Source organism: uncultured Bacillus sp., from assembly GCF_958411575.1.
Classification (GTDB): Bacteria; Bacillota; Bacilli; order Bacillales; family Bacillaceae; genus Bacillus; species Bacillus spizizenii.
Map to the genome: position 1 here is coordinate 15,700 of NZ_CATYRA010000017.1, position 23,086 is coordinate 38,785.

The window sequence follows — 23,086 nt, forward strand, 5'->3', positions numbered from 1 at the left end:
TTCATTCCCCCTGATACAGCGACGATAAATATGCCAATTCGTTGGCCAAACCATCTTTTAAGGACGTGGCAGGATTGTAATGTAAGAGCTGTTTTGCTTTTGAAATATCCGCCCACGTTTTGCTTGGTTCCCCTACTATTTTGTCCGAAAAGTGCAGTGTTGCTTTTTTACCGGAAATGTCTTCAATGAGGGAGACAACCTTTAAAACTGAGGCACGCTCTGAGCCGCCGATATTTACCGTTTCGCCAATAAGATGGGGTTTCCCAAGAACAGCGTTGATGCCTTTGACACAGTCGCCGATATAGGTAAAATCTCTTGACTGCTGCCCGTTACCGAAGATGGTGAGCGGCTTTTGCTGAAGGTGCTGTTTAATGAGCCGGTGAAAAGCCATGTCCGGCCGCTGTCTCGGTCCGTATACGGTAAAGAAACGGAGAATCACAATCGGAATGCCAAAGCTTTGTTGATACACATGGCAAAGTTTTTCTCCCGTAAGCTTTGTTACGCCGTACGGAGATAAAGGGGAAAGTGTCGCGTTTTCACTGACTCTTCCTTGTTTTTCGCCATAGACGGAAGAGGTGGAAGCAAAGACGAATGTTTGAATCGGATGTTCCCGGCAGGCCTCAAGGAGCCTTTGGAGCGCTTGTATATTATGTGCGGCATATGGGTGAAAATGATCGCCCCAGCTTGAACGGACACCCGGTATGGCCGCCAAATGAAAGATGATATCCACTCCCTCCAGTAAGGGAGAAAGATCTGCTGTCAGAAGATTTTCCTTTATGAACGTAAATCGTTTTTCTGGCAGCAGAGCTTCAAGATTTTTGAATTTTAAGGAAAAAGGAGTCGGTCCTATAAAGTCGTCGATTCCGATAACGTCATGTGTCTTATCCTTCAGCAATTCTTCGCAGAGGTGGGAGCCGATAAATCCCGCTGCTCCTGTGACGAGTATTTTCATGGGCGGCCAACTCCTGTGCAGATTAGTCCGCAGTCCTCGAGCAGTTCTTTTTTCAGTACGTTGCGACCGTCGATCACGAGACGCCCTTTCATGATGCTTGCAGCCTTTTTCCAATCTAATGCTAAAAATTCAGGCCATTCTGTTGCCAAAAATAAAAAATCACTCTCTGCTATCGCATCAAAAGCTTGAGATTGCTGAGTCACATGTTGCCGCAAATGTTCTGGAAGAACAGCTGCAGGGTCATATGCATGAACATGGCATCCCAGCTCTGTCAGCCTTTCCATCATCCTGACGGCTTGAGAATTCCTGATGTCATCGGTATGCGGTTTGAAGGAAATGCCGAGTACAGCAGCTTTTTTGCCGTGAAGTGTATCACAGAATGACTTTATTTTTTTGATATACAGGCCGAGCTGGGTATCATTGATGTGCTGCACGGCTTGTAGCAGGTAGGTCTCCGTGTTTTTTTCCTGGGCAGCGAATTGCAGCGCCTGCAGATCCTTTGGAAAACAAGAGCCGCCGTATCCGATGCCGGCCTGCAAAAAGTGTCCCCCGATTCTCGGGTCTAGTCCGATGGCGCGGGAAATATCTGAGATATCTGAGTGATAGGCTTCACATATGCGGGCCATTTCGTTAATGAACGAAATTTTGGCTGCTAAGAAGAAATTACTGGCATACTTGATCAACTCTGCTCCTGCTAAGCTTGTAACGACATAAGGGGTGTCAATGTGTTTGTAAATGGATTTGACGATTGCTGCTGATACGTGATCTTTTTCCTGAACACCGATGACAGTTTTGTCAGGATGCAGCATGTCATACAAAGCATTGCCTTCCCGCAGAAACTCCGGATTGGATACGATGTTAAACAAGTTTTCAGACACTCCGGAGGCAATCAGCTGTTTTGCTATGTTTTCATTTGTCCCGGGCGGAACAGTGCTTTTCGTAATAATGGTTTTATACGATCGGATTGCCTCGCTCAAATCGCTGATGACGGACTGCAGTGCTTTCGTATCTGCTGATCCGTCTGAACGCGGAGGGGTTCCGACTGCGATAAAAATGACGGGACATTCCTCCATGCTCGATTTCACTTCAGAAGAAAACGAGAGATTGCCGCAATGATGTAGTGCATCTAAAAGCCCAGGCTCGTAAAAGGGAATGTCTCCATTTTTCAGCTGCTCGATTTTTTTGAGGTCTTTGTCTGTGCATATCATGTCATGCCCGAAGGATGCCAGTGCCACTGATAGGGTTAAACCGACATATCCGGCGCCAACCACACAAATTTTCATCACCTGAGCTCCTTTACAAGATTACTGGTCATATATCAATATCCTATTAAAAAAGGGCTGGTTCGTGATTCCGCTTTCTGCCCAGTTTCTTTCGCCTAATTTCAGATGTACAAACATCGGGGTGCGCTCTTGGAATATCATGTAATAAACAAGAGCTGAGGGGAAAATAACATGATAAAAAAAGCGATCATTCCTGCCGGCGGATACGGAACGAGGAATCTTCCGGTGACGAAGGTGATTCCAAAAGAAATGTTTCCGGTGGGATCTAAGCCTGTGATTCATTATATTGTTGAGGAGCTGAAGGAGTCAGGCATTGAAGATATTCTGATGGTTGTATCAAGCCATAAAAATCTGATTGTCGACTATTTTGATTCCTCTTTGGCGCTTGAAGCTTTTCTGGCCTCCCGGCATAAACTGCATTTACTCAGTGAACATCCGATTCCGGATATACGGATTCATTATGTGCGGCAGCCTTATGCAAAAGGTCTTGGCGACGCGATTTCTTTTGGAAAGCAATTTTCAGGCGGGGAGCCTTTTGCCGTCGTTTTGCCTGATGATCTGATCTTTTCCGCTAATCAGCCGGCTTTGGGGCAGCTGATTGAAGCGTATACGAAATATCAGTGCAGTGTGATCGGCTTAAAAGAAACGAAAACGGAGGAATTGCACCGTTACGGTGTGATAAAAGGGGAGCCTGTTGAAAAAAGACTTTATCGCATTCAGGATATTGTGGAAAAGCCTAAACAAAACCCGCCATCTCATTTTGCCGCAGCAGGACGTTATATTTTTACACCGGATATTTTTGACGAGCTGGAGACATTAGAAGCTGATGCCGGAGGGGAAGTGCAGCTAACGGATGCGATTAAAGCTTCACTCGGGGCATGCGATGTTTACGGGAAATTGCTGGAGGGCAAACGATATGACATCGGACTGCAAAAGGATTATCTGAAGCTGATTACCGATATGCTGAAAACGTAAAAGAACCCCCAATAACCGGGGGTTCAATCAGCGTGGAGATCGCCGAATGTTGTCATGATTCCCTCTTCATCGAGTTCTTCCTCATAACGCTCATGAGCTCTGCTTTGATAAACTGTAATTTCTTTGCCTGTGATATCTGTAGCGATGAAATTTTCATACGACTCCGTATTGCCGATATTTTCCTCGGCATTCATCGTCATATCATCATAGCTGAGCGGAGGATTTTCCATATCCTGCGGTGTTTGCGAGTTTCCGTATTTTTCGACGTCCTGGTATGAATCTTCACTGTCATAAGGCGCTCTGATTTCTTCATCATCGTCAAATTCAAATTGCCCGAAAGGTGTTTCTTCTTCGATCGGACGGTCTTTGGAAATGACATCCTGTGATGAGTACTCTGCTAGCGTCGTAGCAGTCGGAAGCGCTTCAAGACGTTCGTAAGGGATTTCCTTTCCGCTGACTTCACAAATACCGTACGTACCGTTTTCTATCGCCTTCAATGAATGCTCAATGTCGCGGAGATGCTCTCGCTCATGCAAGTCGAGAGCGATGTCTTTTTCACGCTCGTAAAGCTCTGTCGCCTGATCGCCGGGGTGGTTGTCGTAAGCGGAGAGCTCACCCCATGAATCATAAGGAAAGGCAGAGTTAAGCTGAAAATGGTCATTGTCTTTGAAACGGTTTAAGATATCTTCTTTTGTTTGTTCCAGTTCCTGTTTTAAGTGTTGAAGCTGGTCTTTTGTAAGCAATGTGATCGCCTCGTTTCTCTGTGGTGCATACCTTTAGTATGAACAGATCGCCTGAGAACTTTCATAAATGACTAGTGGAGGAATATAGGGGATTTTCCTTATATGGTAAGCGGATACAACCTTTGCTATCAGTGGAGAAAGAAATTTAAGGTTTGTTTCTTTTTCATTTCTGGAATTAGGTTTATAATAGGTAGGGCAGGCCATTTGGACTGCATGATCTGTGTGTTTGACACAAAGGAGACACAGGTGTATGGTATTAAAAGCATTTTAAGGATTATGGAGGAATGTCTCATGGTGACAACGGTGCAGCGTACGTTCCGAAAGGAAGTTCTACATGCATTACATAAAGCCAAAGAAGTCAACCATGCTGTCTTAATAAGCTATTCGAGACAAATCGAGTCTCTTGACCCTCTATCATTTTTCAATTACGGAGCAAAAAAATATACAGGCAATCGATTTTTTTGGTCAGATCCTGAAAGTGAATTGACAATAGTCGGTCTTGGCAAAGAAGCGGTTTTCCAGACAAATCAAAAAAACAACGAGCGGTATCGCGAGGTTTTTGAACAATGGGAGCGCTTTAAAAAGACGGCTTTTCATATTTATGAAGAAGAAAAGCTGCAGCATTCTGCAGTGGGACCTGTGTTGTTCGGAGGATTTTCTTTTGACCCTTGCGAAGAAAGAGGTACACAATGGGACCATTTCTCGGAAGGGGATTTCTTTGTGCCTGCGCTTATGCTGACGATGACTGCCGAAGGCCCGTTTCTAACAGTCAACAGATGGGTAAGCGGAGAGGAAGACGCAGAGACAGTTTTGGAAGGCTTAAAGTCTTTTGCAGCCGAATGTAAGGTTCCTGATTTACACCAAGAAGATCAAGCTGCGATTGCAGCATCTCAAGAGCTGGATAAGGATGATTGGCTGAAAGCAATCGAAACGGCAACAAGCCAAATTAAAGAGAAACAATATAATAAGGTGGTTCTTGCCCGAGAGCTGCTGCTCACGTTTGAAGGGCCGATCCAAATTGAACCGGTGCTTAAAACACTTCTGAACGATCAGCAGACAAGCTATGTTTTTGCAATCGAACAGGAAGGAAAAACCTTTGTCGGCGCGTCTCCAGAAAGACTGATCAAAAGAGACGGCAGCACTGTCATGTCTTCTTGTCTGGCAGGCTCCATTAAACGCGGCACGAATGAAGAAGAAGACCGCCGGATAGGCCTAGAATTATTAAACGATGAGAAAAATCTGCTAGAGCATGATATTGTTGTAGGCATGATTCATAACGCTTTTGTTTCAAGCTGTTCGGAGGTTGAAAAGCCTGACGGACCTGTATTGTACAAAACGAAAAGTGTTCAGCATTTATTTACGCCGATTGTCGGACAGCTTCGTGAGTCTGCTTCACTATTTGACTTAATTGAGAAACTGCATCCCACACCGGCGCTTGGGGGAGCACCTCAGAAAAAAGCTGTTGAAGTGATCAGAGAGATCGAACCGTTGTCCCGCGGTTGGTATGCGGCCCCTATCGGGTGGATTGACAGCCAGGATAACGGGGAATTTGCAGTGGCTATTCGTTCAGGATTGATCGAAGGCAGCACAGCAAGGCTGTTTGCCGGGTGCGGCATTGTGGAAGACTCGGACCCGCAATCTGAATATGAAGAAACACAGATTAAATTGAAGCCTATGATCTCTGCATTAGGAGGTGAGAGGCGTTGACAGCCAACCCGATTACTCATTACATCGGAAGTTTTATTGATGAATTCGCCCTTTCCGGGATTACGGATGCCGTCGTTTGTCCGGGCTCAAGATCCACACCGCTGGCTATTCTAGCAGCCGCGCATCCTGATATCAGCATTCATGTCCAAATTGATGAAAGGTCTGCCGGTTTTTTTGCTTTAGGGCTGGCAAAAGCGAAGCAGCGTCCCGTGCTTTTGATCTGTACATCAGGAACAGCCGCGGCCAACTTTTATCCGGCTGTGATTGAAGCCCATTATTCAAGAGTGCCAATTATTGTGTTAACTGCTGATCGGCCTCACGAGCTGCGCGAGGTAGGCGCACCGCAGGCTATTAATCAGCACTTCTTATTCGGTAACTTTGTTAAGTTTTTCACAGACTCTGCTCTTCCTGAAGAGTCTCCGCAAATGCTGAGATATATTCGAACGCTGGCCGGCCGCGCCGCCGGGGAAGCACAAAAGCGCCCAATGGGACCTGTGCATGTGAATGTGCCGCTGCGTGAACCGCTGATGCCGGATCTTTCGGATGAGCCGTTTGGAAGAATGAGAACAGGCCGTCACGTGTCTGTGAAAACGGGTACGCAGTCTGTTGGCCGCGAATCCCTGTCTGATGTGTCTGCAATGCTGGCAGAGGCTGAAAAAGGCATGATCGTCTGCGGAGAGCTCCACAGTGATACGGAAAAGGAACACATTATTGCGCTGTCAAAAGCGCTTCAGTATCCGATTTTAGCGGACCCGCTGTCTAATCTGAGGAACGGCGCTCATGATAAAAGCACTGTCATTGATGCGTATGATTCATTTTTAAAAGATGATGAGCTGAAGGCGAAATTGCGTCCTGATGTCGTCATCCGTTTTGGGCCGATGCCTGTCTCAAAACCGGTTTTCTTATGGCTCAAGGATGATCCGGCAATTCAGCAAATTGTGATTGACGAAGATGGAGGGTGGAGAGACCCGACACAGGCAAGCGCGCATATGATTCACTGCAACGCATCTGCTTTTGCTGAAGCAATCATAATGGAACATGCTGACATGATGAGATCATCAGAATGGCTGGAAAAGTGGCAGTTTGTCAATGAACGGTTCCGTGCGCATTTGCAAACAATCAGCAGTGAAGAGGTTTCGTTTGAAGGCAATCTCTATCGAATTCTTCAGCATCTTGTGCCTGAAAACAGCTCGCTGTTTGTCGGTAACAGTATGCCGATCAGGGATGTTGATACGTTTTTTGAAAAACAGGAACGCGCTTTCCGGATTTATTCAAACCGGGGCGCAAACGGGATAGACGGTGTCGTCTCCTCTGCCATGGGGGTATGTGAAGGAACAAAAGCGCCTGTTACACTCGTGATTGGAGATTTATCTTTTTATCACGATTTAAACGGACTGCTGGCGGCCAAAAAGCTGGGCATTCCTCTTACTGTGATTCTCGTGAATAATGACGGCGGAGGGATTTTCTCATTTTTGCCGCAGGCTTCTGAAAAGACACACTTTGAAGATTTGTTCGGCACGCCGACAGGGCTCGATTTCAAGCATGCGGCTGCACTATACGGCGGAACATATTCATGCCCTGTCTCGTGGGATGAATTCGAAACAGCTTACGCGCCGCAGGCAGACAAGCCCGGACTCCATTTGATAGAAATCAAAACGGATCGCCAATCGAGAGTTCAGCTCCATCGCGATATGCTGAATGAGGCTGTGCGGGAAGTGAAAAAACAATGGGAACTGTAAACATAACTGTTTCAGACGGTGTCCGATATGCTGTGACAGATGAGCGGCCGGATGCTTCCGAGGCCGTCGTCTGTCTGCACGGGTTTACCGGCAGCAAACAATCATGGACTTTCCTTGATGGGATGCTGCCTGATTTCCGTTTGATCAAAATTGATTGCCTAGGGCATGGCGAAACCGATGCCCCGCTGAATGGGAGAAGATACAACACAAATCGGCAAGTTTCTGACCTTGCCGAGATTTTTGATCAATTAAAACTTCACAAAGTGAAATTGATTGGGTATTCTATGGGAGGAAGGCTTGCTTATTCATTTGCGGTGGCATTTCCCGAACGGGTATCGGCACTGGTGCTTGAAAGCACAACGCCGGGGCTCAAAACGCTTGAGGAACGGCGGGAGCGGATCATGCGGGACCGGAAGCTTGCCGATTTTATTTTGCGTGACGGGATCAAAGCTTTTGTGCAGTATTGGGAGAACATCCCTTTGTTTTCATCCCAGCAGCAGCTGGCTGAAGATATTCGGCACAGGATACGGTCCGGCCGTCTGCGAAATAATAAGATTGGGCTTGCAAATAGTTTAACGGGCATGGGCACCGGTTCACAGCCTTCCTTATGGAGCCGTGTAGAAGAAATAACCGTGCCTCTGCTTCTAATCTGCGGGGAGTGGGACAAAAAGTTTTGCGCCATCAATCAAGAGGTGCATAAGAAGCTTCCATCTAGTAGAATAGAGATTGTTCCAAAAGCCGGCCATACGGTCCATGTGGAACAACCGCGATTTTTTGGTAAAATAGTGAGTGAGTTTTTAACAGGCTTACTTCTGACTCATTCACATAGAGAATAAAGGAGGTCATCATATGGCTGCAGAATGGAAAACAAAACGGACATACGATGAAATATTGTATGAAACGTATAATGGTATTGCAAAAATTACAATCAACCGCCCTGAGGTACATAACGCGTTTACACCTAAAACGGTTGCTGAAATGATTGATGCGTTTGCTGACGCGAGAGACGATCAAAACGTTGGGGTTATCGTGCTTGCCGGTGCCGGAGACAAAGCATTTTGTTCAGGCGGAGACCAAAAAGTGCGCGGCCACGGCGGATATGTAGGAGACGACCAGATTCCGCGTCTAAACGTACTGGATCTTCAACGTTTAATCCGCGTCATTCCGAAACCGGTTGTTGCGATGGTGTCCGGATATGCGATCGGCGGAGGCCATGTGCTTCACATCGTATGTGATCTGACAATTGCTGCCGACAACGCGATTTTCGGACAAACAGGCCCTAAAGTGGGAAGCTTTGATGCTGGTTACGGTTCTGGTTACTTGGCTCGAATTGTAGGACATAAAAAAGCCCGTGAAATCTGGTACCTTTGCCGTCAGTACAACGCACAGGAAGCGCTTGACATGGGTCTTGTCAACACAGTCGTTCCTTTGGAACAACTTGAAGAAGAAACGATTAAATGGTGTGAAGAAATGCTAGAAAAAAGCCCGACCGCACTTCGTTTTCTTAAAGCTGCGTTTAACGCGGACACAGACGGACTTGCTGGAATTCAGCAGTTTGCAGGGGATGCTACCCTTCTTTACTACACAACTGATGAAGCAAAAGAAGGCCGTGATTCCTTTAAGGAAAAACGCAAACCTGATTTCGGACAGTTCCCTCGTTTCCCGTGATCAGCAATACTTAGTAAACAAACAGCTTGAGACTTTGCGGTCCAAGCTGTTTTCTTTTCAATACAGACATTTTACCTCGGAGATGATGACATGCTGACAGAACAGCCCAACTGGCTCATGCAGCGGGCACAGCTGACACCTGAGAGAATCGCTCTCATCTATGGAGACCAAACTGTGACATTTGCAGAATTGTTTGCTGCGTCTAAGCGAATGGCGGCGCAGCTTGCTGCTCATTCGGTTCGAAAAGGAGATACTGCGGCTATTTTGCTCCAAAACCGTGCAGAAATGGTTTACGCCGTTCACGCTTGTTTTTTGCTTGGTGTGAAGGCGGTACTTTTGAATACGAAGCTGTCAACACATGAAAGGCTGTTTCAGCTGGAGGATTCCGGCGCCCGCTTTTTACTGACAGATTCAAACTTTGACCAGCAAGATTATGAGCATACCGTTCAAACCATTGATGTGGACGAACTGATGAAAGAAGCCGCAGAGGAAATTGAGATCCAGCCTTATATGCAATTGGATGAAACGGCAACGCTGATGTATACCTCGGGTACGACGGGCAAGCCCAAGGGAGTTCAGCAAACGTTCGGGAACCACTATTTCAGTGCGGTGTCATCCGCGCTTAATTTGGGTATAACAGAACAAGACCGCTGGCTTATCGCATTGCCGCTCTTTCACATCAGCGGATTGTCCGCGTTATTTAAATCTGTGATCTATGGAATGACTGTCGTGCTTCACCAGCGTTTTTCTGTAAGCGATGTGCTGGATTCTATCAGCAGGCATCAAGTGACAATGATATCTGCGGTGCAGACAATGCTGGCCAGTCTTTTGGAAGAAACAAGCCGTTGCCCTGAATCCATCAGGTGCATTCTGCTTGGCGGAGGCCCTGCACCGCTGCCCTTGCTTGAGGAATGCCGCGAGAAAGGATTCCCTGTCTTTCAGTCATACGGAATGACAGAAACATGCTCACAAATTGTTACCCTGTCGCCGGAATTCAGTATGGAAAAGCTCGGATCTGCGGGTAAACCGCTGTTTTCATGCGAAATCAAAATAGAGCGGGACGGACAGGCGTGTAAACCGTTTGAACACGGTGAAATCATGGTCAAAGGCCCGAATGTGATGAAAAGCTATTTTAACCGGGAGAGCGCAAACGAAGCCTCCTTTCAAAATGGCTGGCTGAAAACAGGTGATCTTGGGTATTTGGACAGCGAAGGCTTTTTATATGTACTGGACAGACGTTCAGATTTGATCATATCAGGCGGAGAAAACATTTATCCGGCTGAAGTGGAGTCAGTGCTGCTTTCACACCCTGCTGTAGCCGAAGCCGGTGTTTCAGGGGCAGAGGACAAAAAATGGGGGAAAGTGCCCCACGCCTATCTTGTCCTTCACAAGCCTGTGAGCGCAGAAGAATTGACCGCCTACTGCAAAGAACGCTTGGCGAAGTATAAAATTCCGGCAAAATTCTTTGAACTGGACAGCCTGCCGCGCAATGCGTCTAATAAGCTCATGCGAAATCAGCTGAAGGATGCGCGTAAAGGAGAACTGCTATGATCGAAATAGAGAAAATTACGCTTTACCATTTGAGCATGAATTTAAAGAAACCATTTAAAAACAGTATTGAAACGCTTCAAGAGCGTAAATTTCTGATCGTGGAAGCTATTGATACATCCGGTGTCACAGGCTGGGGAGAAGTGTCTGCGTTCTCTTCGCCTTGGTACACCGAGGAAACCATTGGAACATGTTTGCACATGTTAAAGGATTTTTTTATTCCCAATGTTGTGGGACGTGAATTCAATCACCCTTCCGACGTGCCGGACAGTCTGGCACGCTATAAAGGAAATCGGATGGCAAAAGCGGGACTTGAATCCGCTGTCTGGGATATCTATGCGAAAAAGAAGGGCATATCCCTCGCTGAGGCATTGGGCGGGACAAGAGATAAAGTGCCTGCTGGGGTGGTTGTAGGCCTGGCACCCCTTAATGATATGTTGAAGGAAATTGAGAGTTATCAAAAAGAAGGGTATCAAAGAATAAAAATAAAAATTCAGCCTGGACAGGATGTGGAATTGGTCAAGGCCATCCGCAGCCGGTTCCCAAACATCCCGCTCATGGCCGATGCCAATTCCTCCTATGAACTGAAGGATATCAGCCGTTTAAAGGAGCTTGATGACTATCAGTTAATGATGATTGAGCAGCCGCTCCAAGCTGACGATATCGTGGACCACCGCCACTTGCAGAAACATTTGAAAACGGCCATTTGCCTTGATGAAAGCATTTGTTCAGCCGATGATGCGAGACGGGCGATTGAGCTCGGAAGCTGCAAAATCATTAATATTAAGCCTTCCCGTGTCGGCGGTTTAACAGAAGCCTTAAAAATTCATGATTTGTGCAGAGAGCATCATATGCAGGTTTGGTGCGGCGGAATGCTGGAAACAGGCATATCCAGAGCGCAAAACGTGGCGCTAGCTTCACTGCCGCAATTCACAATACCCGGTGATATTTCATCATCTTCACGCTATTGGGATGAAGATATTGTGACCCCTGATATCCGTATTGATAATGGATTTATTTCTGTGTCAAAACAGCCTGGTTTAGGGGTTGAAGTGAATCAGGACATTATGCGAAAATATGTGACCAAAATGGATGTTTTCACACAGCATGGATAAGAAAAAAGCATTTTGCCATTTTGAGAGAATGTCAGTGTGCTGTTATAGTAAAAGCGTTCGTTGAATACATCCCTTCTCGTTTGGACCGGCTGCTAACCCAGCCGGTTTTTTTATGCAATTGTTGCTTGACAAAAGTGGACAAACGCGATATTTTTGCACTAAGGAAACTTTTTGTCCTATCTAAATAAAATATGCTTTTGGCTAATTTAATGTCACATGTCTAAGAAATAAAAACATAAGATAATACAATCGGACATTGATGGCAAGGAGGAGGGAAAATATGAAACAAGGACTGATAGCAGCAGTGCTTATTGCCTGCTTTGCTTTAACAGGATGCGGTACCGATTCAGCCGGAAAAAGCGCTGATCAGCGGTTACAGGTAACGGCAACAACATCCCAAATTGCCGATGCAGCCGAAAACATTGGAGGAAAGTATGTAAAAGTCACCTCTTTAATGGGACCGGGGGTCGATCCGCATCTTTACAAAGCCTCACAAGGTGACACGAAAAAATTAATGTCAGCCGATGTTGTGCTGTACAGCGGATTGCATTTGGAAGGGAAAATGGAGGATGTTCTCCAAAAAATAGGCGAACAAAAACAAGCAGCAGCAATTGCTGAGGCTATACCGAAAAGCAAGCTTATTTCTGCCGGAGAAGGCAAGACGTTTGATCCCCACGTTTGGTTCAGCATTCCGTTATGGATCTATGCGGTGGATGAAATCGAAGCGCAATTCAGTAAGGCGATGCCTGAGCACGCGGATGATTTCAAGAAAAATGCCAAAGAGTACAAAGAAAATTTGCAATATTTAGATAAATGGTCGCGTCAGGAGATCGCACACATTCCGGAGAAAAGCCGTGTACTTGTTACGGCTCACGATGCCTTTGCGTATTTTGGGAAAGAGTATGGTTTTCAGGTGAAAGGCCTGCAGGGACTAAGCACAGATTCGGATTACGGATTGAAGGATGTTCAGGAACTTGTCGATCTCCTAACAGAAAAACAAATAAAAGCTGTTTTTGTAGAAAGCAGTGTGTCTGAAAAATCAATAAATGCAGTGGTGGAAGGGGCTAAAGAAAAAGGCCATACAGTCACAATCGGCGGTCAGCTCTATTCGGATGCCATGGGTGAAAAGGGCACAAAAGAAGGCACATACGAAGGAATGTTCCGCCACAATATTAACACAATTACCAAAGCGCTTAAATAAAGAAAAGAGGTGAAGGGCATGTTCCCTGTTGAGCTCGATAATGTAACGGTCGCTTATCATAAAAAGCCTGTTCTGCAGGAAATTTCGCTGCAGGTGCCTGAAGGAAAACTGATTGGCATTATCGGTCCAAACGGCGCGGGAAAATCAACCTTGATCAAAACCATTCTCGGTCTTGTGCCCAGGGCTTCAGGAGACATCTCTATTTACGGCAAAGATTATAAGGATCAGCGGACAAGAATCGGATACGTTCCGCAGCGAGGCTCGGTTGACTGGGATTTTCCCACAAACGCGCTTGATGTTGTGCTGATGGGAAGATACGGCCGGATTGGCTTATTAAAAAGGCCAAAAAAAGCCGACGTGGATATGGCAAAGGCTGCTTTAGAAAAAGTCGGGATGCTTGATTATGCAAAAAGGCAGATCAGCCAGCTGTCAGGAGGCCAGCAGCAGCGGGTGTTTCTTGCCCGGGCACTATGCCAGGATGCTGACATTTATTTTATGGATGAACCGTTTGCCGGCGTTGATGCAGCGACGGAGCGGGCAATTATGACGCTTTTAGCAGAACTCAAAGAAAAAGGAAAAACAGTGCTTGTCGTCCACCATGATCTGCAGACTGCCGAGGATTATTTCGATTGGATCCTACTGCTTCATCTAAGAAAAATCGCTTTCGGACCTGCGGAAAACGTTTTTACGATCGAAAACCTGCAAAAAACGTATGGAGGAAGGCTGACATTTCTAAAAGATAAAGTGCTGGCAGAAGGACATAAGGGGTGAGCATATTGTTTGAAAGTTTGTGGCTGCAGCTCCAGCACCCGAATACACAGTGGGTTCTTGCGGGTACGCTTTTGCTGGGAGCGGCAAGCGGTGTTTTGGGCAGCTTTGTGCTGCTGAGAAAGCAAAGTTTAATCGGCGATGCAATGGCCCATTCAGCTCTTCCGGGAGTGTGTCTCGCTTTTTTGTTCACCGGGCAAAAATCATTGCCTTTCTTTTTGCTGGGGGCAGCGCTTGCCGGGCTGCTCGGAACGTGGTGTATTCAGCTGATTTCGCGGCTTTCAAAAACAAAAGAGGACTCGGCAATCGGGATTGTTCTCTCAGTGTTTTTTGGCGTCGGAATCATACTGCTGACATATATTCAGCAGCAGGGGGCGGGAAGCCAAAGCGGGCTTGATTCTTTTTTATTCGGCCAGGCCGCTTCATTGGTCAGACAGGATATCATTTTGATTGCAGGAATATCCGCTGCTCTATTGCTCCTTTGTATTGTTTTCTTTAAGGAGTTTACGTTGATTACTTTCGATTTCGCGTTTGCAAAGGGATTGGGACTGCCGGTGCGTTTCTTAAACGGGCTTTTGGCTTGCCTTATCGTCTGTGCTGTCGTCATCGGGCTTCAGACAGTTGGTGTGATATTAATGGCAGCTATGCTGATTACGCCCGCCATAGCTGCAAGGTATTGGACCGAGCGATTAACCGGAATGATGGTCATTGCCGGTGTCACAGGCGGGGTCAGCGGCGTGTCCGGAACCTTGCTGAGCACGACGATGAAGGGGATGGCGACAGGGCCATTAATGATCTTATCAGCAACACTGATCTTTCTATTTTCAATGATTTGCGCGCCTAAGCGGGGATTGGCTGCAAAAGCAATAAGGCTGATCAGGCTGCGGCGTAAAACAGCCCGGGACCAGGTGCTGCTGACGATTTATGAGCAGTATAAAAAGAACGATCTTTATGTAACGGCTGAAAGTGTAAGAAAGAAAAGGCGCCTATCCCCTTCATTATGCCATAAGGTATTGAATGGCTTGGAAAAAGAGAGGTGCATCGTGCGTGTTGAAAATGGGGTTTGGAAAATGACACGTACTGGGATAGAAAAAGGTTATCACATGGCTTTGAAGCATCGGATGTATGAAATGTACCTCATGCACGAAATGGAGATGGCGAATCTAGAAATTGATCAGGATCATTTTGACCCGGATCGTTTGCCTGGGGAAACAAGAGAGCGGCTGCTTTCACTTTTAAAGTTGTATGGTCGGATGCCTGAGCTTCAAAAGGCGGCTCCTGATGCCGAGGAAGGACAGATCGCAAATGAGTTTTGAAGCATGGATTCTAGCTACCGGTGTATTAGTCGGTGTAAGCTGCGCATTGATCGGCACATTTCTCGTGTTGAGAAAAATGGCGATGCTGGCCGACGCGATCAGCCATACAGTGTTGCTAGGCATTGTCTGTGCTTTTCTTGTGACAGGAAGTCTTGACGGGATTCCTATGTTTATCGGCGCGGCCGTATCTGGACTGTTAACGGCATTTTTGGTCCAGCTTCTCCACAGCAAGGGGGTTCAATCTGATGCCGCCATAGGAGTGGTTTTTACTTCCTTATTTGCGGTGGGCGTCATTTTGCTTTCCGTGTACGGAGCGAATGTTCACCTCGATATTGAGCACTCGTTAATGGGAGAAATTGCTTTTGTGCCGTGGAATACGATCACGGTATTCGGAGTTGACATCGGGCCGAAAGCGTTTTGGATGCTGGCATCTGTTCTGGTTTTAAATATATTGTTGATCAGTGTGTGCTATAAGGAGTTCAAAATCGCTTCGTTTGATCCGCAAATGGCTTTAGCTCTGGGGATACCGGTTTTAGTGATTCATTATGTGCAAATGGGCATGCTGTCGCTAACAACCGTTGCTTCCTTTGATTCGGTTGGTGCTGTATTGGTTGTAGCCATGCTGATTGTCCCGCCTGCTGCGGCTCATTTGCTGACAGACCGGCTGCTTTATATGCTGATTCTCAGCGCGTTGATTGGCGGGCTGTCGGCGGTTATAGGCTATTTTTTCGCAACATGGCTTAATGTTTCAATTTCCGGAGCGATGGCGGCCATGACAGGTGTATGTTATGCTGGCGCCTTTTTGTTTTCGCCTGCAAACGGGGTCATGACAAAAAAGCTGAGAACACTGAACATGCAGAAAGAAAGAGCTGGCTGATGCAGCTCTTTCTTTTGATTACAAATCATGCGGCTTAAACGTTTTGCAGTCCGTTTCCTGGCTGTTTTCAGCCGTTTCACCAGTATGGCTGACAACATAAATGGCATCAGCGGTGCATTTGTTTCCTTTGCCCCAATAAGAACAGTTGTTGACTTCGCATAGAATTTTCTGCTCCATGCCATCCCCTCCTTATAAAGGTTCTGGCTTAGTATAGCCGTCGGGCTTGTCCTCTATTCCTCTTGGCGGATATACCGTTTATCACGCATAAACATTTTCCAGAAAAAATAGAAGCCTGGAAAGAGAATGATAAATGCAACGATATACGTCGCAAACAGCGCTCTGAACGTTGCTGGCTCTGTGAAACCCGACATGACTGTCACATCGGGATAAATCATATACGGGAGATGCGCCCGCCCGTACGCGTAGCTTGCAAGAAAATACTGGATCGCAATTGCGACAAGTGCAAGCCGCGGCTTTCCGATGTTTTGGCCAAAGCTCTTGTTAGGCAGAAAAAGAGCGATTCCCGCGATGACAAATGTGATGAACGATGCAATAATCCAAGAGAAATCATTCATCATTCCGCTGTACAGCCAGTTTGCTTCATTCCGTAATGTCAGCATAATGCAAACAGCAAACAGGAGTGAAATCGGGCCGGTAATCAAGGCGCTTTTTCTGTAGGCGCGGTACGCATCCTGTTCCTCCGCCACATTTGAAAAATCAGCAAGCAGCAGCGAAGACAAAAACAAAGTGCTTAAAATCGCAAACCCGATAAATGAGTAGGCATTGGGACTTGAAAAGATTTTAGACATGTTCAAGTTATAGATTCCGTCTGTTTTTTCTATAAACCCTCCGTGTGTCACAGGAAGCACCAATATTAAAATAGCAGGGATGATAAAGCCGGAGATACCGGAAATATATCTTAGCATTTTCCGCTCCTTTGCTGTGTTAGAAAAAACAAGAAATCCGCTTCGAATCGCTAAAAACAGTAAAATCATGCTGCCGGGAATTAATAAAACCGTCCCGAGCACAAATGTCGCGCCAGGAAAAAAGCTGAAGAGCGCCACGACGATGGCCACAATAAAGACGTTTGTGACCTCCCAAGTCGGGGACAGAAAGCGGTTCGCAATATCGGTGGCCTTCATGTGCTCCTTGTTTAAATAGATCATAGACCAAAATCCCGCTCCAAAATCCATTGTCGCCATGACGGCGTAAATAAACACAAAGCCCCAGATAATTGAGATGGCGATCAGAGCGTCAGTTGAAATGTCCATTTGTCGATCTTCCTTCCATTTGGTTTCCTGTTTGCGGAGCCATTACGACTCCGCTGAATTTAAATCTTCGTCAACCGGGTGCTTGCGGAAATAGTACAGCAGCACGTAGACGACAGCTGCGCCTAATACGGCGTAAACAAATGTGAAAAATAAGAAGAGCACCCCGATCGAGCCAGTCGTTGTCACGACATCCGACGTTTTCAGGAGATGATAGATGACCCATGGCTGTCTCCCCGTACAGGCGAAAATCCAGCCGAATTCAATGCCGATGATGCTAAAAGGGCCTGCCGTCATAAAAATGACCAAAAGCCACGTTGGGAAGCGGTCTTTCTTGAGCACTTTTCTCCAGACCACACCGATAATGGAATAAAGGATAAGCAGCATTCCTACGCCGACCATCGCATTAAACAGCGTGTGAATGAAGAGCGGCGGCCATTCGTCTTTGGGAAATGCATTTAATCCCTTTACAACAGTGTCAAAGCGGTTCGCTGCCAGAAAGCTTAATGCCCATGGAATTTCGATGGCCCACTTTACTTTTTCTTCATTCGGGTCGGTAAAACCGCCGATAGCAAGAGGGGCGTGAGATCTTGTTTCAAACAAGCCTTCGGCGCCTGCTAATTTTTCGGGCTGGTATTCGTACAGCATCTGTGCGGATTCATGTCCGTTCAAAGCGGTCAGCAGTGAAAAAATACCGCCGATCGTCAGTGCGAGCAAAAGGGCTTTCCGGTGAAAGCGATAGACCTTTTCCTTTTTTCTCGACCGGATCATTTTATATGCAGCAACAGAAGCAACAATAAACGCGCCCGTCATAAATGCGGATAAAACGACATGGCCTGCGGTGATAAAAAAGCTTGGGTTGAAGAATGCAGCCCACGGATCAACATCTGTAATTTTCCCGTTTAAAATTTTAAAACCGGCCGGCGTTCCTTCAAAGGCATGGACATTCGTGATCAGAACAGCTGACGCTGCTGCCCCGACTAACACAAAGAAAACGGCAACAATCCTCATTGCCGGTGACAAGCGGTCTGCGGCGTATACATAAATCGACATAAAAAGGGCTTCAACAAAAAAAGCATAGATTTCAATTTGAAACGGCAGGGACATGACCCGGCCGATAACTTCCATAAATCCCGGCCATAAAAGCGCGAGCTGAGTGCCTGCAATCGTCCCGGTCGGTATGGCGACCCCCAGCAAAACGGCTTGTGCTTTCGTCCATCTTTTTGCCATGATCGCATAATGGTCATCTTTCGTTTTTTGATAGATCAATTCTGCCACTAAAATCATGAGCGGCAGACCGACGCCAAGCGTTGCGAAAATGATATGAAAGCCCATTGTCGTGCCAAAAAGGCTTCTGGCCAAAACTAAATCATCCACAATCGTAAACCACCTTTCTAAAAAGACGTTCTATATGTATTTTGGGTTTATTATTTGCTTCCTCGGTTAGATTATTCTTCCTATTCTTAAATGCGATGAGGTTTACAATGCGAAAACGCAGGGAAGGATGTAAGGAGATTGACAAAACGTTTGTGAGGATATAAAATAAAACGTAATTATTACGATTTGAGGAAGGGAGATATACATGAAAGAAGGAATTCATCCAAAGAACCACAAAGTCATATTTCAGGATGTCAACAGCGGCTACCGTTTTCTCAGTACCTCTACTAAAACATCTAATGAAACAGCAGAGTGGGAAGACGGTAACACATATCCGGTCATTAAAGTAGAGGTCAGCTCTGACACGCATCCGTTTTATACAGGCCGCCAGAAATTCAATGAAAAAGGCGGAAGAGTGGAGCAGTTCAAAAAACGTTATAATATGGGGAAATGAGGCAGACCCTGAGGGTTTGTCTTTTTTCTTGCCCAGTTTGATTTTTAATAAGATGACGAAAAGACAAATGCTGTGATATATTGGAGAGTAAAAAGACCAGAAAGGAATACAGCTAGCTATGAGCCTTCTAAATGATATTCTTGATTTTAACAAGACATTTACTGAACAAAGGGAGTACGAAAAGTATCAAACATCAAAATTCCCAGATAAAAAAATGGCGATTCTTTCTTGTATGGACACTCGTTTGGTTGAATTGCTGCCGCATGCAATGAATATGCGAAACGGTGACGTGAAAATCATTAAAAGTGCCGGTGCACTTGTGACACACCCATTCGGAAGCATCATGAGAAGTTTGCTCGTCGCAGTGTATGAGCTGAACGCTGATGAGGTATGTGTGATCGGGCATCACGATTGCGGCATGAGCAAAATCAGCAGCGAAAGCATGCTTAATAGAATAAAGGAAAGAGGAATTCCGGAAGAACGCATCGAAACATTGAAGTACTCCGGGGTTGACTTTGATCAATGGTTTAAAAGCTTCGATTCAGTGGAAGCGAGCGTAAAAGACAGCGTGAACGTCATTAAACATCATCCGCTGTTCCCGGAAAATGTGCCTGTCCATGGTTTAGTCATCGATCCTGAGACAGGAAAACTGGATGTTGTCGTAAACGGCTATAACGATTAATGCTTTTTTTTCTTTTCAGGAACAGGATCGACTCCTCCCGGATGGAACGGATGGCATTTCAAAATCCGTATGATTGTCAGCCAGCCGCCTTTTAAAGCGCCATGCGTTTTAATCGCTTCGATCCCGTATTGTGAACAAGTCGGATAGAAGCGGCATGTTGGGGGCGTCAAGGGCGAGATGAATTTTTGATATCCTCTGATCAGCGCGATAAATAGGGTTTTCATATGTCTTCAGCAACCTTTCTGATGCAAGTATAAGAAAAAAAACACAGATTGAAAAGTAATTTGATAATCCTTATCGGAAAGGTATGTTATAATGAATATATATTTTTAAAAAAGGGAGAGTGCCATTATGCCTTCAGTAGAAAGTTTTGAGCTTGATCATAATGCGGTTGTTGCTCCATATGTAAGACATTGCGGCGTGCATAAAGTAGGAACAGACGGCGTTGTAAATAAATTTGATATTCGTTTTTGCCAGCCAAATAAACAGGCGATGAAGCCTGACACCATTCACACGCTTGAGCATTTGCTCGCGTTTACGATTCGTTCTCACGCTGAGAAATACGATCATTTTGATATCATTGATATTTCTCCAATGGGCTGCCAAACAGGCTATTATCTTGTTGTGAGCGGAGAGCCGACATCAGCGGAGATCGTTGATCTGCTTGAAGACACAATGAAGGAAGCGGTTGAAATTACCGAAATTCCGGCTGCGAATGAAAAGCAATGCGGCCAAGCGAAGCTTCATGATCTGGAAGGCGCTAAACGTTTAATGCGTTTCTGGCTGTCACAGGATAAAGAAGAATTGCTGAAAGTATTTGGCTAAACAGAAAGGGACCTTTTTGCGCTTATGCAAAAAGGTCTTTTTTGTGACGTATCATTTTTTATGTACCATTTGCTGTAAGCGTTTGCTACTATTTAGGTAAACGATGAAAGGGTGATGGCATGAAAAAGATGTTGGTTGTTCTGCTTTTTTCTGCTTTTTTGCTTAATGGATGCGGTTCTGGTGAAAACAAAGCAAATACTGCAGCTGAGACGCCTGAGGTATTGGATGTCAAGCTGACTGGCCCTGAAAAAGTAAACCCCGGAGAAAGCGTCGCATATGAAGCAGCGGTATCATATGGTGACGAAGCGGTGACGGATGCCGATGAAGTGGAGTTTGAAGTGTGGAAAGAAGGAGAAAAAGACGCCAGCCACATGTTTAAAGCGAAACAAGAAAAGGGCGTATACCGATTGGAAACAACGTTTAAGGAAGATGGTGTCTACACTGTCCAATCCCATGTCACAGCAAAAAAACAGCATAGCATGCCGACCTTAAAAGTCCAAGTCGGTGACGCCGATGCTGCCAGCAATCAGTCTGAAGACGAGCATTCACACAATCATTGATTTTTTGAATCAGAACGGGTTTCCTGCGGAGGATCAATGGTGTGCTTTACATTATAGGCTTTGACAGTCGTCCAAATGGTGACAAGCAAAACAGCCAGCACAATCAAAATACTTATCGTAATGAGAAGCGTCATGACATTCCACCTCCCGTTTTTTAACAATTGTAGCATAGTAAAAGAAATCGTGACAGATTAAGGGTAAAAAAGAGGTTTTGACGTACGATATAAAGGGTATACATAGTCATATAACAAGGAGGAAGATAATCATGTCAGAACAATTGATTCAAGCAGTGAACAAACAAGTAGCAAACTGGACAGTCATGTATGTGAAACTACATAATTATCACTGGTATGTGAAAGGGAAAGATTTCTTCACTCTTCATGAAAAGTTTGAGGAGCTGTATAACGAAACGGCAACTTATATTGACGACTTAGCAGAACGTCTTTTGGCGCTGGACGGAAAACCGATTGCGACAATGAAGGAATCCCTGGAAACGGCTTCTGTAAAAGAAGCGGCAGGAAATGAAACGGCTGAACAAATGGTTCAAAGCGTATATGATGATTTCACAATCATTGCGGAAGAGCTGAAAAACGGCATGGATTTAGCTGATGAAGTCGGTGACGAAACAACAGGGGACATGCTTCTTGCGATCCATCAAAATATTGAAAAACACAACTGGATGCTGAAAGCTTACCTGGGTTAAGTCCAAAAAAGAAAGGCCGGATGTCTTATAAAAGACGTCCGGCTTTTGATTTTACATCCGAAAAAATAGGCGACAACCAGTCCATTTTTCTGAAAAATCCAATCCGTTCGGCTTGTTTTCCATAGAATATCGTAAGGCCGTTTCTGTGAAAGGATGTTGTGATAAATGGATAGAGACTTTGGCATCTTTTCGTTTATAGCAGTCAGCGTTTCAGCAGCGGGGTTTTTCTTCGGAGGTTTTCAGTATTCATTTCTGATTTTGCTCTCTCTTATGGCAATTGAATTTATCAGTACGACCTTGAAGGAAACGATTATTCACAAATTGGCGTTTAAAAAGGTATTTGCCCGGCTTGTCAAAAAATTAGTCACGCTGGCTCTGATCTCTGTATGCCACTTTTTTGATCAGCTGCTGAATACACAGGGGTCAATACGTGACTTGGCTATTATGTTTTATATTCTTTATGAATCTGTACAAATTGTAGTGACAGCCAGCTCTCTCGGCATACCGGTTCCTCAGATGCTTGTCGATCTTTTAGAAACGTTAAAAAATAAATTCAAACGCAAACCGTAACTTTTACCTGTTCACGGGTCATAATAAAGCCCAGAGCGTCAGTCGCACATTCTGGCAAAAGGCACGGCAAAAAACTGTACGAGCTGGTCTGCATGCTTTAGCCCTTGATGGCGTGCTGGGTTTCCCTTATTTTTTGATTAAAGGCTTCCGAAGAAACATAACTGTGGTATGATGTATGGAAGATAGCTAGGAACGGATTTGAGGGATAAACATGTACGAGTTTAAAGATTATTATCAGAATACTGTTCAGCTTTCCTTTGACGATCAGCCTTTCTCGGACAGCCCGAAGCATGTCTGGGTGATTTGCCGTTTTGGCGGCAAATGGCTTTTAACAGAACATGAGGACAGAGGCTATGAGTTTCCAGGCGGTAAAGTAGAGTCGATGGAGTGCGCAGAAGAGGCGGCGCTCCGGGAAGTAAAGGAAGAGACGGGTGCGAGAGTGAAAAGCCTCAAGTACCTCGGGCAGTATAAAGTTCTCGGTAAAGAAAAAGTGATTGTGAAAAATATATATTTTGCAGTTATAGAAAAGCTTGAAAAGCAAGCTGATTACTTTGAAACGAAAGGCCCGGTTTTGTTTCATGAGCTTCCGGAGAACCTTTCCCGCAATAAAAAGTTCAGCTTTATTATGAAGGATTCCGTTCTTCCGATCAGTTTGAAAAAACTGAAAGAAGCTGGATGGATCGAATAAAAAAACCGGCACATTGGGACTGACCCCATAATATGAGACAAATAAAAAACACCTTCTAGTTTGAAAA

The 23,086-nt window shown here is 45.5% G+C and carries 26 protein-coding genes; 18 read left to right on the top strand and 8 right to left on the bottom strand.

The annotated features are described in order from the left end of the window. Position 1: 1 nt before the first annotated feature. Positions 2 to 952 carry an NAD(P)-dependent oxidoreductase gene (locus Q5C82_RS19615; protein WP_003219304.1) on the bottom strand — a complete coding sequence of 317 codons (951 nt, stop codon included), beginning with the start codon at positions 950 to 952 and terminating at the stop codon, positions 2 to 4. Further along, a complete protein-coding gene (locus tag Q5C82_RS19620; protein WP_003219306.1) occupies positions 949 to 2,235 on the bottom strand; it encodes a UDP-glucose/GDP-mannose dehydrogenase family protein in 1,287 nt (428 codons plus the stop codon). Before Q5C82_RS19620 ends, Q5C82_RS19615 begins: the two co-directional genes overlap by 4 nt. Positions 2,236 to 2,406: 171 nt before the next feature. Here Q5C82_RS19620 and Q5C82_RS19625 point away from each other — a divergent pair, with 171 nt between their 5' ends. Further along, positions 2,407 to 3,210 (top strand): UTP--glucose-1-phosphate uridylyltransferase, encoded by an 804-nt coding sequence (locus Q5C82_RS19625; protein WP_003219310.1) that lies wholly within the window; start codon positions 2,407 to 2,409, stop codon positions 3,208 to 3,210. A gap of 23 nt (positions 3,211 to 3,233) precedes the next feature. On the opposite strand, the gene Q5C82_RS19630 is transcribed toward Q5C82_RS19625, so the two are convergent. After that, a complete protein-coding gene (locus Q5C82_RS19630; RefSeq protein ID WP_003219313.1) occupies positions 3,234 to 3,953 on the bottom strand; it encodes a yteA family sporulation protein in 720 nt (239 codons plus the stop codon). 291 nt (positions 3,954 to 4,244) lie between these two features. Between Q5C82_RS19630 and Q5C82_RS19635 the strand changes: the two genes are divergently transcribed. From Q5C82_RS19635 to mntD, 10 genes are all read left to right on the top strand, one after another. Next, positions 4,245 to 5,660, top strand: coding sequence for an isochorismate synthase MenF (locus Q5C82_RS19635; protein WP_003219315.1), 1,416 nt, complete (start codon positions 4,245 to 4,247; stop codon positions 5,658 to 5,660). After that, positions 5,657 to 7,399: a 2-succinyl-5-enolpyruvyl-6-hydroxy-3-cyclohexene-1-carboxylic-acid synthase gene (menD, locus tag Q5C82_RS19640; RefSeq protein WP_003219317.1), complete on the top strand. Its 1,743-nt coding sequence runs from the start codon at positions 5,657 to 5,659 to the stop codon at positions 7,397 to 7,399. The genes Q5C82_RS19635 and menD overlap by 4 nt, the downstream gene beginning before the upstream one ends. After that, positions 7,387 to 8,235 carry a 2-succinyl-6-hydroxy-2,4-cyclohexadiene-1-carboxylate synthase gene (menH, locus tag Q5C82_RS19645; protein WP_003219320.1) on the top strand — a complete coding sequence of 283 codons (849 nt, stop codon included), beginning with the start codon at positions 7,387 to 7,389 and terminating at the stop codon, positions 8,233 to 8,235. The genes menD and menH overlap by 13 nt, the downstream gene beginning before the upstream one ends. A 13-nt stretch (positions 8,236 to 8,248) precedes the next feature. Further along, entirely contained in the window at positions 8,249 to 9,067 is an 819-nt protein-coding gene (menB, locus tag Q5C82_RS19650; RefSeq protein WP_003219322.1) for a 1,4-dihydroxy-2-naphthoyl-CoA synthase, read from the top strand. Between the two features lie 90 nt (positions 9,068 to 9,157). Then, positions 9,158 to 10,618, top strand: a complete 1,461-nt coding sequence (locus Q5C82_RS19655; RefSeq protein ID WP_003219324.1) for an o-succinylbenzoate--CoA ligase — start codon at positions 9,158 to 9,160, stop codon at positions 10,616 to 10,618. After that, positions 10,615 to 11,730, top strand: coding sequence for an o-succinylbenzoate synthase (gene menC, locus Q5C82_RS19660; protein ID WP_003219326.1), 1,116 nt, complete (start codon positions 10,615 to 10,617; stop codon positions 11,728 to 11,730). The genes Q5C82_RS19655 and menC overlap by 4 nt, the downstream gene beginning before the upstream one ends. A 280-nt stretch (positions 11,731 to 12,010) precedes the next feature. After that, positions 12,011 to 12,931 (top strand): manganese ABC transporter substrate-binding protein/adhesin MntA, encoded by a 921-nt coding sequence (gene mntA / locus Q5C82_RS19665; RefSeq protein WP_003219328.1) that lies wholly within the window; start codon positions 12,011 to 12,013, stop codon positions 12,929 to 12,931. An 18-nt stretch (positions 12,932 to 12,949) separates the two neighbouring features. Continuing rightward, positions 12,950 to 13,702: a manganese ABC transporter ATP-binding protein MntB gene (gene mntB, locus Q5C82_RS19670; protein ID WP_003219331.1), complete on the top strand. Its 753-nt coding sequence runs from the start codon at positions 12,950 to 12,952 to the stop codon at positions 13,700 to 13,702. Positions 13,703 to 13,707: 5 nt separating this feature from the next. After that, positions 13,708 to 15,015, top strand: coding sequence for a metal ABC transporter permease (locus Q5C82_RS19675; RefSeq protein WP_032727293.1), 1,308 nt, complete (start codon positions 13,708 to 13,710; stop codon positions 15,013 to 15,015). Then, positions 15,005 to 15,892: a manganese ABC transporter permease MntD gene (gene mntD, locus Q5C82_RS19680; RefSeq protein ID WP_003219335.1), complete on the top strand. Its 888-nt coding sequence runs from the start codon at positions 15,005 to 15,007 to the stop codon at positions 15,890 to 15,892. Before Q5C82_RS19675 ends, mntD begins: the two co-directional genes overlap by 11 nt. A gap of 18 nt (positions 15,893 to 15,910) precedes the next feature. Here mntD and Q5C82_RS19685 read toward each other — a convergent pair whose 3' ends face one another. From Q5C82_RS19685 to Q5C82_RS19695, 3 genes are read right to left on the bottom strand one after another with little or no spacing between them, the layout of a single operon-like run. Next, the gene (locus Q5C82_RS19685) at positions 15,911 to 16,069 is read right to left on the bottom strand and encodes a DUF1540 domain-containing protein (protein WP_003219337.1); all 159 of its coding nucleotides are present in this window, start codon (positions 16,067 to 16,069) and stop codon (positions 15,911 to 15,913) included. 53 nt (positions 16,070 to 16,122) lie between these two features. Continuing rightward, positions 16,123 to 17,163 carry a cytochrome d ubiquinol oxidase subunit II gene (locus Q5C82_RS19690; protein ID WP_003219339.1) on the bottom strand — a complete coding sequence of 347 codons (1,041 nt, stop codon included), beginning with the start codon at positions 17,161 to 17,163 and terminating at the stop codon, positions 16,123 to 16,125. Positions 17,164 to 17,205: 42 nt separating this feature from the next. Beyond that, entirely contained in the window at positions 17,206 to 18,537 is a 1,332-nt protein-coding gene (locus Q5C82_RS19695) for a cytochrome ubiquinol oxidase subunit I (RefSeq protein WP_003219340.1), read from the bottom strand. 205 nt (positions 18,538 to 18,742) lie between these two features. Here Q5C82_RS19695 and Q5C82_RS19700 point away from each other — a divergent pair, with 205 nt between their 5' ends. Then, a complete protein-coding gene (locus tag Q5C82_RS19700; protein ID WP_003219346.1) occupies positions 18,743 to 18,991 on the top strand; it encodes a type B 50S ribosomal protein L31 in 249 nt (82 codons plus the stop codon). A 118-nt stretch (positions 18,992 to 19,109) separates the two neighbouring features. Further along, the gene (locus tag Q5C82_RS19705) at positions 19,110 to 19,673 is read left to right on the top strand and encodes a carbonic anhydrase (protein WP_003219348.1); all 564 of its coding nucleotides are present in this window, start codon (positions 19,110 to 19,112) and stop codon (positions 19,671 to 19,673) included. On the opposite strand, the gene yidD is transcribed toward Q5C82_RS19705, so the two are convergent. Further along, complete coding sequence (gene yidD / locus Q5C82_RS19710; RefSeq protein WP_003219349.1) at positions 19,670 to 19,897, bottom strand: membrane protein insertion efficiency factor YidD; 228 nt, start codon at positions 19,895 to 19,897, stop codon at positions 19,670 to 19,672. The two genes, Q5C82_RS19705 and yidD, sit on opposite strands and share 4 nt — an antisense overlap. 127 nt (positions 19,898 to 20,024) lie before the next feature. Between yidD and Q5C82_RS19715 the strand changes: the two genes are divergently transcribed. Together Q5C82_RS19715 and Q5C82_RS19720 are read left to right on the top strand one after the other, a co-directional pair. Beyond that, positions 20,025 to 20,498, top strand: a complete 474-nt coding sequence (locus tag Q5C82_RS19715) for an S-ribosylhomocysteine lyase (protein ID WP_003219361.1) — start codon at positions 20,025 to 20,027, stop codon at positions 20,496 to 20,498. A gap of 119 nt (positions 20,499 to 20,617) precedes the next feature. Beyond that, positions 20,618 to 21,058 (top strand): FixH family protein, encoded by a 441-nt coding sequence (locus Q5C82_RS19720; protein ID WP_003219362.1) that lies wholly within the window; start codon positions 20,618 to 20,620, stop codon positions 21,056 to 21,058. Here Q5C82_RS19720 and ytzI read toward each other — a convergent pair. Beyond that, a complete protein-coding gene (ytzI, locus tag Q5C82_RS19725) occupies positions 21,052 to 21,192 on the bottom strand; it encodes a YtzI protein (protein WP_003219363.1) in 141 nt (46 codons plus the stop codon). The two genes, Q5C82_RS19720 and ytzI, sit on opposite strands and share 7 nt — an antisense overlap. A 131-nt stretch (positions 21,193 to 21,323) precedes the next feature. On the opposite strand from ytzI, the gene Q5C82_RS19730 reads away from it, so the two are divergent. From Q5C82_RS19730 to ytkD, 3 genes are all read left to right on the top strand, one after another. After that, positions 21,324 to 21,761, top strand: a complete 438-nt coding sequence (locus tag Q5C82_RS19730; RefSeq protein WP_003219364.1) for a Dps family protein — start codon at positions 21,324 to 21,326, stop codon at positions 21,759 to 21,761. Between the two features lie 165 nt (positions 21,762 to 21,926). Next, complete coding sequence (locus tag Q5C82_RS19735; RefSeq protein ID WP_003219365.1) at positions 21,927 to 22,331, top strand: holin family protein; 405 nt, start codon at positions 21,927 to 21,929, stop codon at positions 22,329 to 22,331. Positions 22,332 to 22,542: 211 nt separating this feature from the next. Continuing rightward, the gene (ytkD, locus tag Q5C82_RS19740; RefSeq protein WP_003219367.1) at positions 22,543 to 23,019 is read left to right on the top strand and encodes an RNA deprotection pyrophosphohydrolase; all 477 of its coding nucleotides are present in this window, start codon (positions 22,543 to 22,545) and stop codon (positions 23,017 to 23,019) included. The last annotated feature ends 67 nt before the right edge of the window (positions 23,020 to 23,086 follow it).

What these genes read in the sequence shown, in the direction of transcription:
- Q5C82_RS19615 (WP_003219304.1), bottom strand. Translation starts at nt 952, where the DNA reads ATGAAAATACTCGTCACAGGAGCAGCGGGATTTATCGGCTCCCACCTC.
- Q5C82_RS19620 (WP_003219306.1), bottom strand. Translation starts at nt 2,235, where the DNA reads ATGAAAATTTGTGTGGTTGGCGCCGGATATGTCGGTTTAACCCTATCA.
- Q5C82_RS19625 (WP_003219310.1), top strand. Translation starts at nt 2,407, where the DNA reads ATGATAAAAAAAGCGATCATTCCTGCCGGCGGATACGGAACGAGGAAT.
- Q5C82_RS19635 (WP_003219315.1), top strand. Translation starts at nt 4,245, where the DNA reads ATGGTGACAACGGTGCAGCGTACGTTCCGAAAGGAAGTTCTACATGCA.
- menH (WP_003219320.1), top strand. Translation starts at nt 7,387, where the DNA reads ATGGGAACTGTAAACATAACTGTTTCAGACGGTGTCCGATATGCTGTG.
- menB (WP_003219322.1), top strand. Translation starts at nt 8,249, where the DNA reads ATGGCTGCAGAATGGAAAACAAAACGGACATACGATGAAATATTGTAT.
- Q5C82_RS19655 (WP_003219324.1), top strand. Translation starts at nt 9,158, where the DNA reads ATGCTGACAGAACAGCCCAACTGGCTCATGCAGCGGGCACAGCTGACA.
- menC (WP_003219326.1), top strand. Translation starts at nt 10,615, where the DNA reads ATGATCGAAATAGAGAAAATTACGCTTTACCATTTGAGCATGAATTTA.
- mntA (WP_003219328.1), top strand. Translation starts at nt 12,011, where the DNA reads ATGAAACAAGGACTGATAGCAGCAGTGCTTATTGCCTGCTTTGCTTTA.
- mntB (WP_003219331.1), top strand. Translation starts at nt 12,950, where the DNA reads ATGTTCCCTGTTGAGCTCGATAATGTAACGGTCGCTTATCATAAAAAG.
- mntD (WP_003219335.1), top strand. Translation starts at nt 15,005, where the DNA reads ATGAGTTTTGAAGCATGGATTCTAGCTACCGGTGTATTAGTCGGTGTA.
- Q5C82_RS19685 (WP_003219337.1), bottom strand. Translation starts at nt 16,069, where the DNA reads ATGGAGCAGAAAATTCTATGCGAAGTCAACAACTGTTCTTATTGGGGC.
- Q5C82_RS19690 (WP_003219339.1), bottom strand. Translation starts at nt 17,163, where the DNA reads ATGGACATTTCAACTGACGCTCTGATCGCCATCTCAATTATCTGGGGC.
- Q5C82_RS19700 (WP_003219346.1), top strand. Translation starts at nt 18,743, where the DNA reads ATGAAAGAAGGAATTCATCCAAAGAACCACAAAGTCATATTTCAGGAT.
- Q5C82_RS19705 (WP_003219348.1), top strand. Translation starts at nt 19,110, where the DNA reads ATGAGCCTTCTAAATGATATTCTTGATTTTAACAAGACATTTACTGAA.
- yidD (WP_003219349.1), bottom strand. Translation starts at nt 19,897, where the DNA reads ATGAAAACCCTATTTATCGCGCTGATCAGAGGATATCAAAAATTCATC.
- Q5C82_RS19715 (WP_003219361.1), top strand. Translation starts at nt 20,025, where the DNA reads ATGCCTTCAGTAGAAAGTTTTGAGCTTGATCATAATGCGGTTGTTGCT.
- Q5C82_RS19720 (WP_003219362.1), top strand. Translation starts at nt 20,618, where the DNA reads ATGAAAAAGATGTTGGTTGTTCTGCTTTTTTCTGCTTTTTTGCTTAAT.
- ytzI (WP_003219363.1), bottom strand. Translation starts at nt 21,192, where the DNA reads ATGACGCTTCTCATTACGATAAGTATTTTGATTGTGCTGGCTGTTTTG.
- Q5C82_RS19730 (WP_003219364.1), top strand. Translation starts at nt 21,324, where the DNA reads ATGTCAGAACAATTGATTCAAGCAGTGAACAAACAAGTAGCAAACTGG.
- Q5C82_RS19735 (WP_003219365.1), top strand. Translation starts at nt 21,927, where the DNA reads ATGGATAGAGACTTTGGCATCTTTTCGTTTATAGCAGTCAGCGTTTCA.
- ytkD (WP_003219367.1), top strand. Translation starts at nt 22,543, where the DNA reads ATGTACGAGTTTAAAGATTATTATCAGAATACTGTTCAGCTTTCCTTT.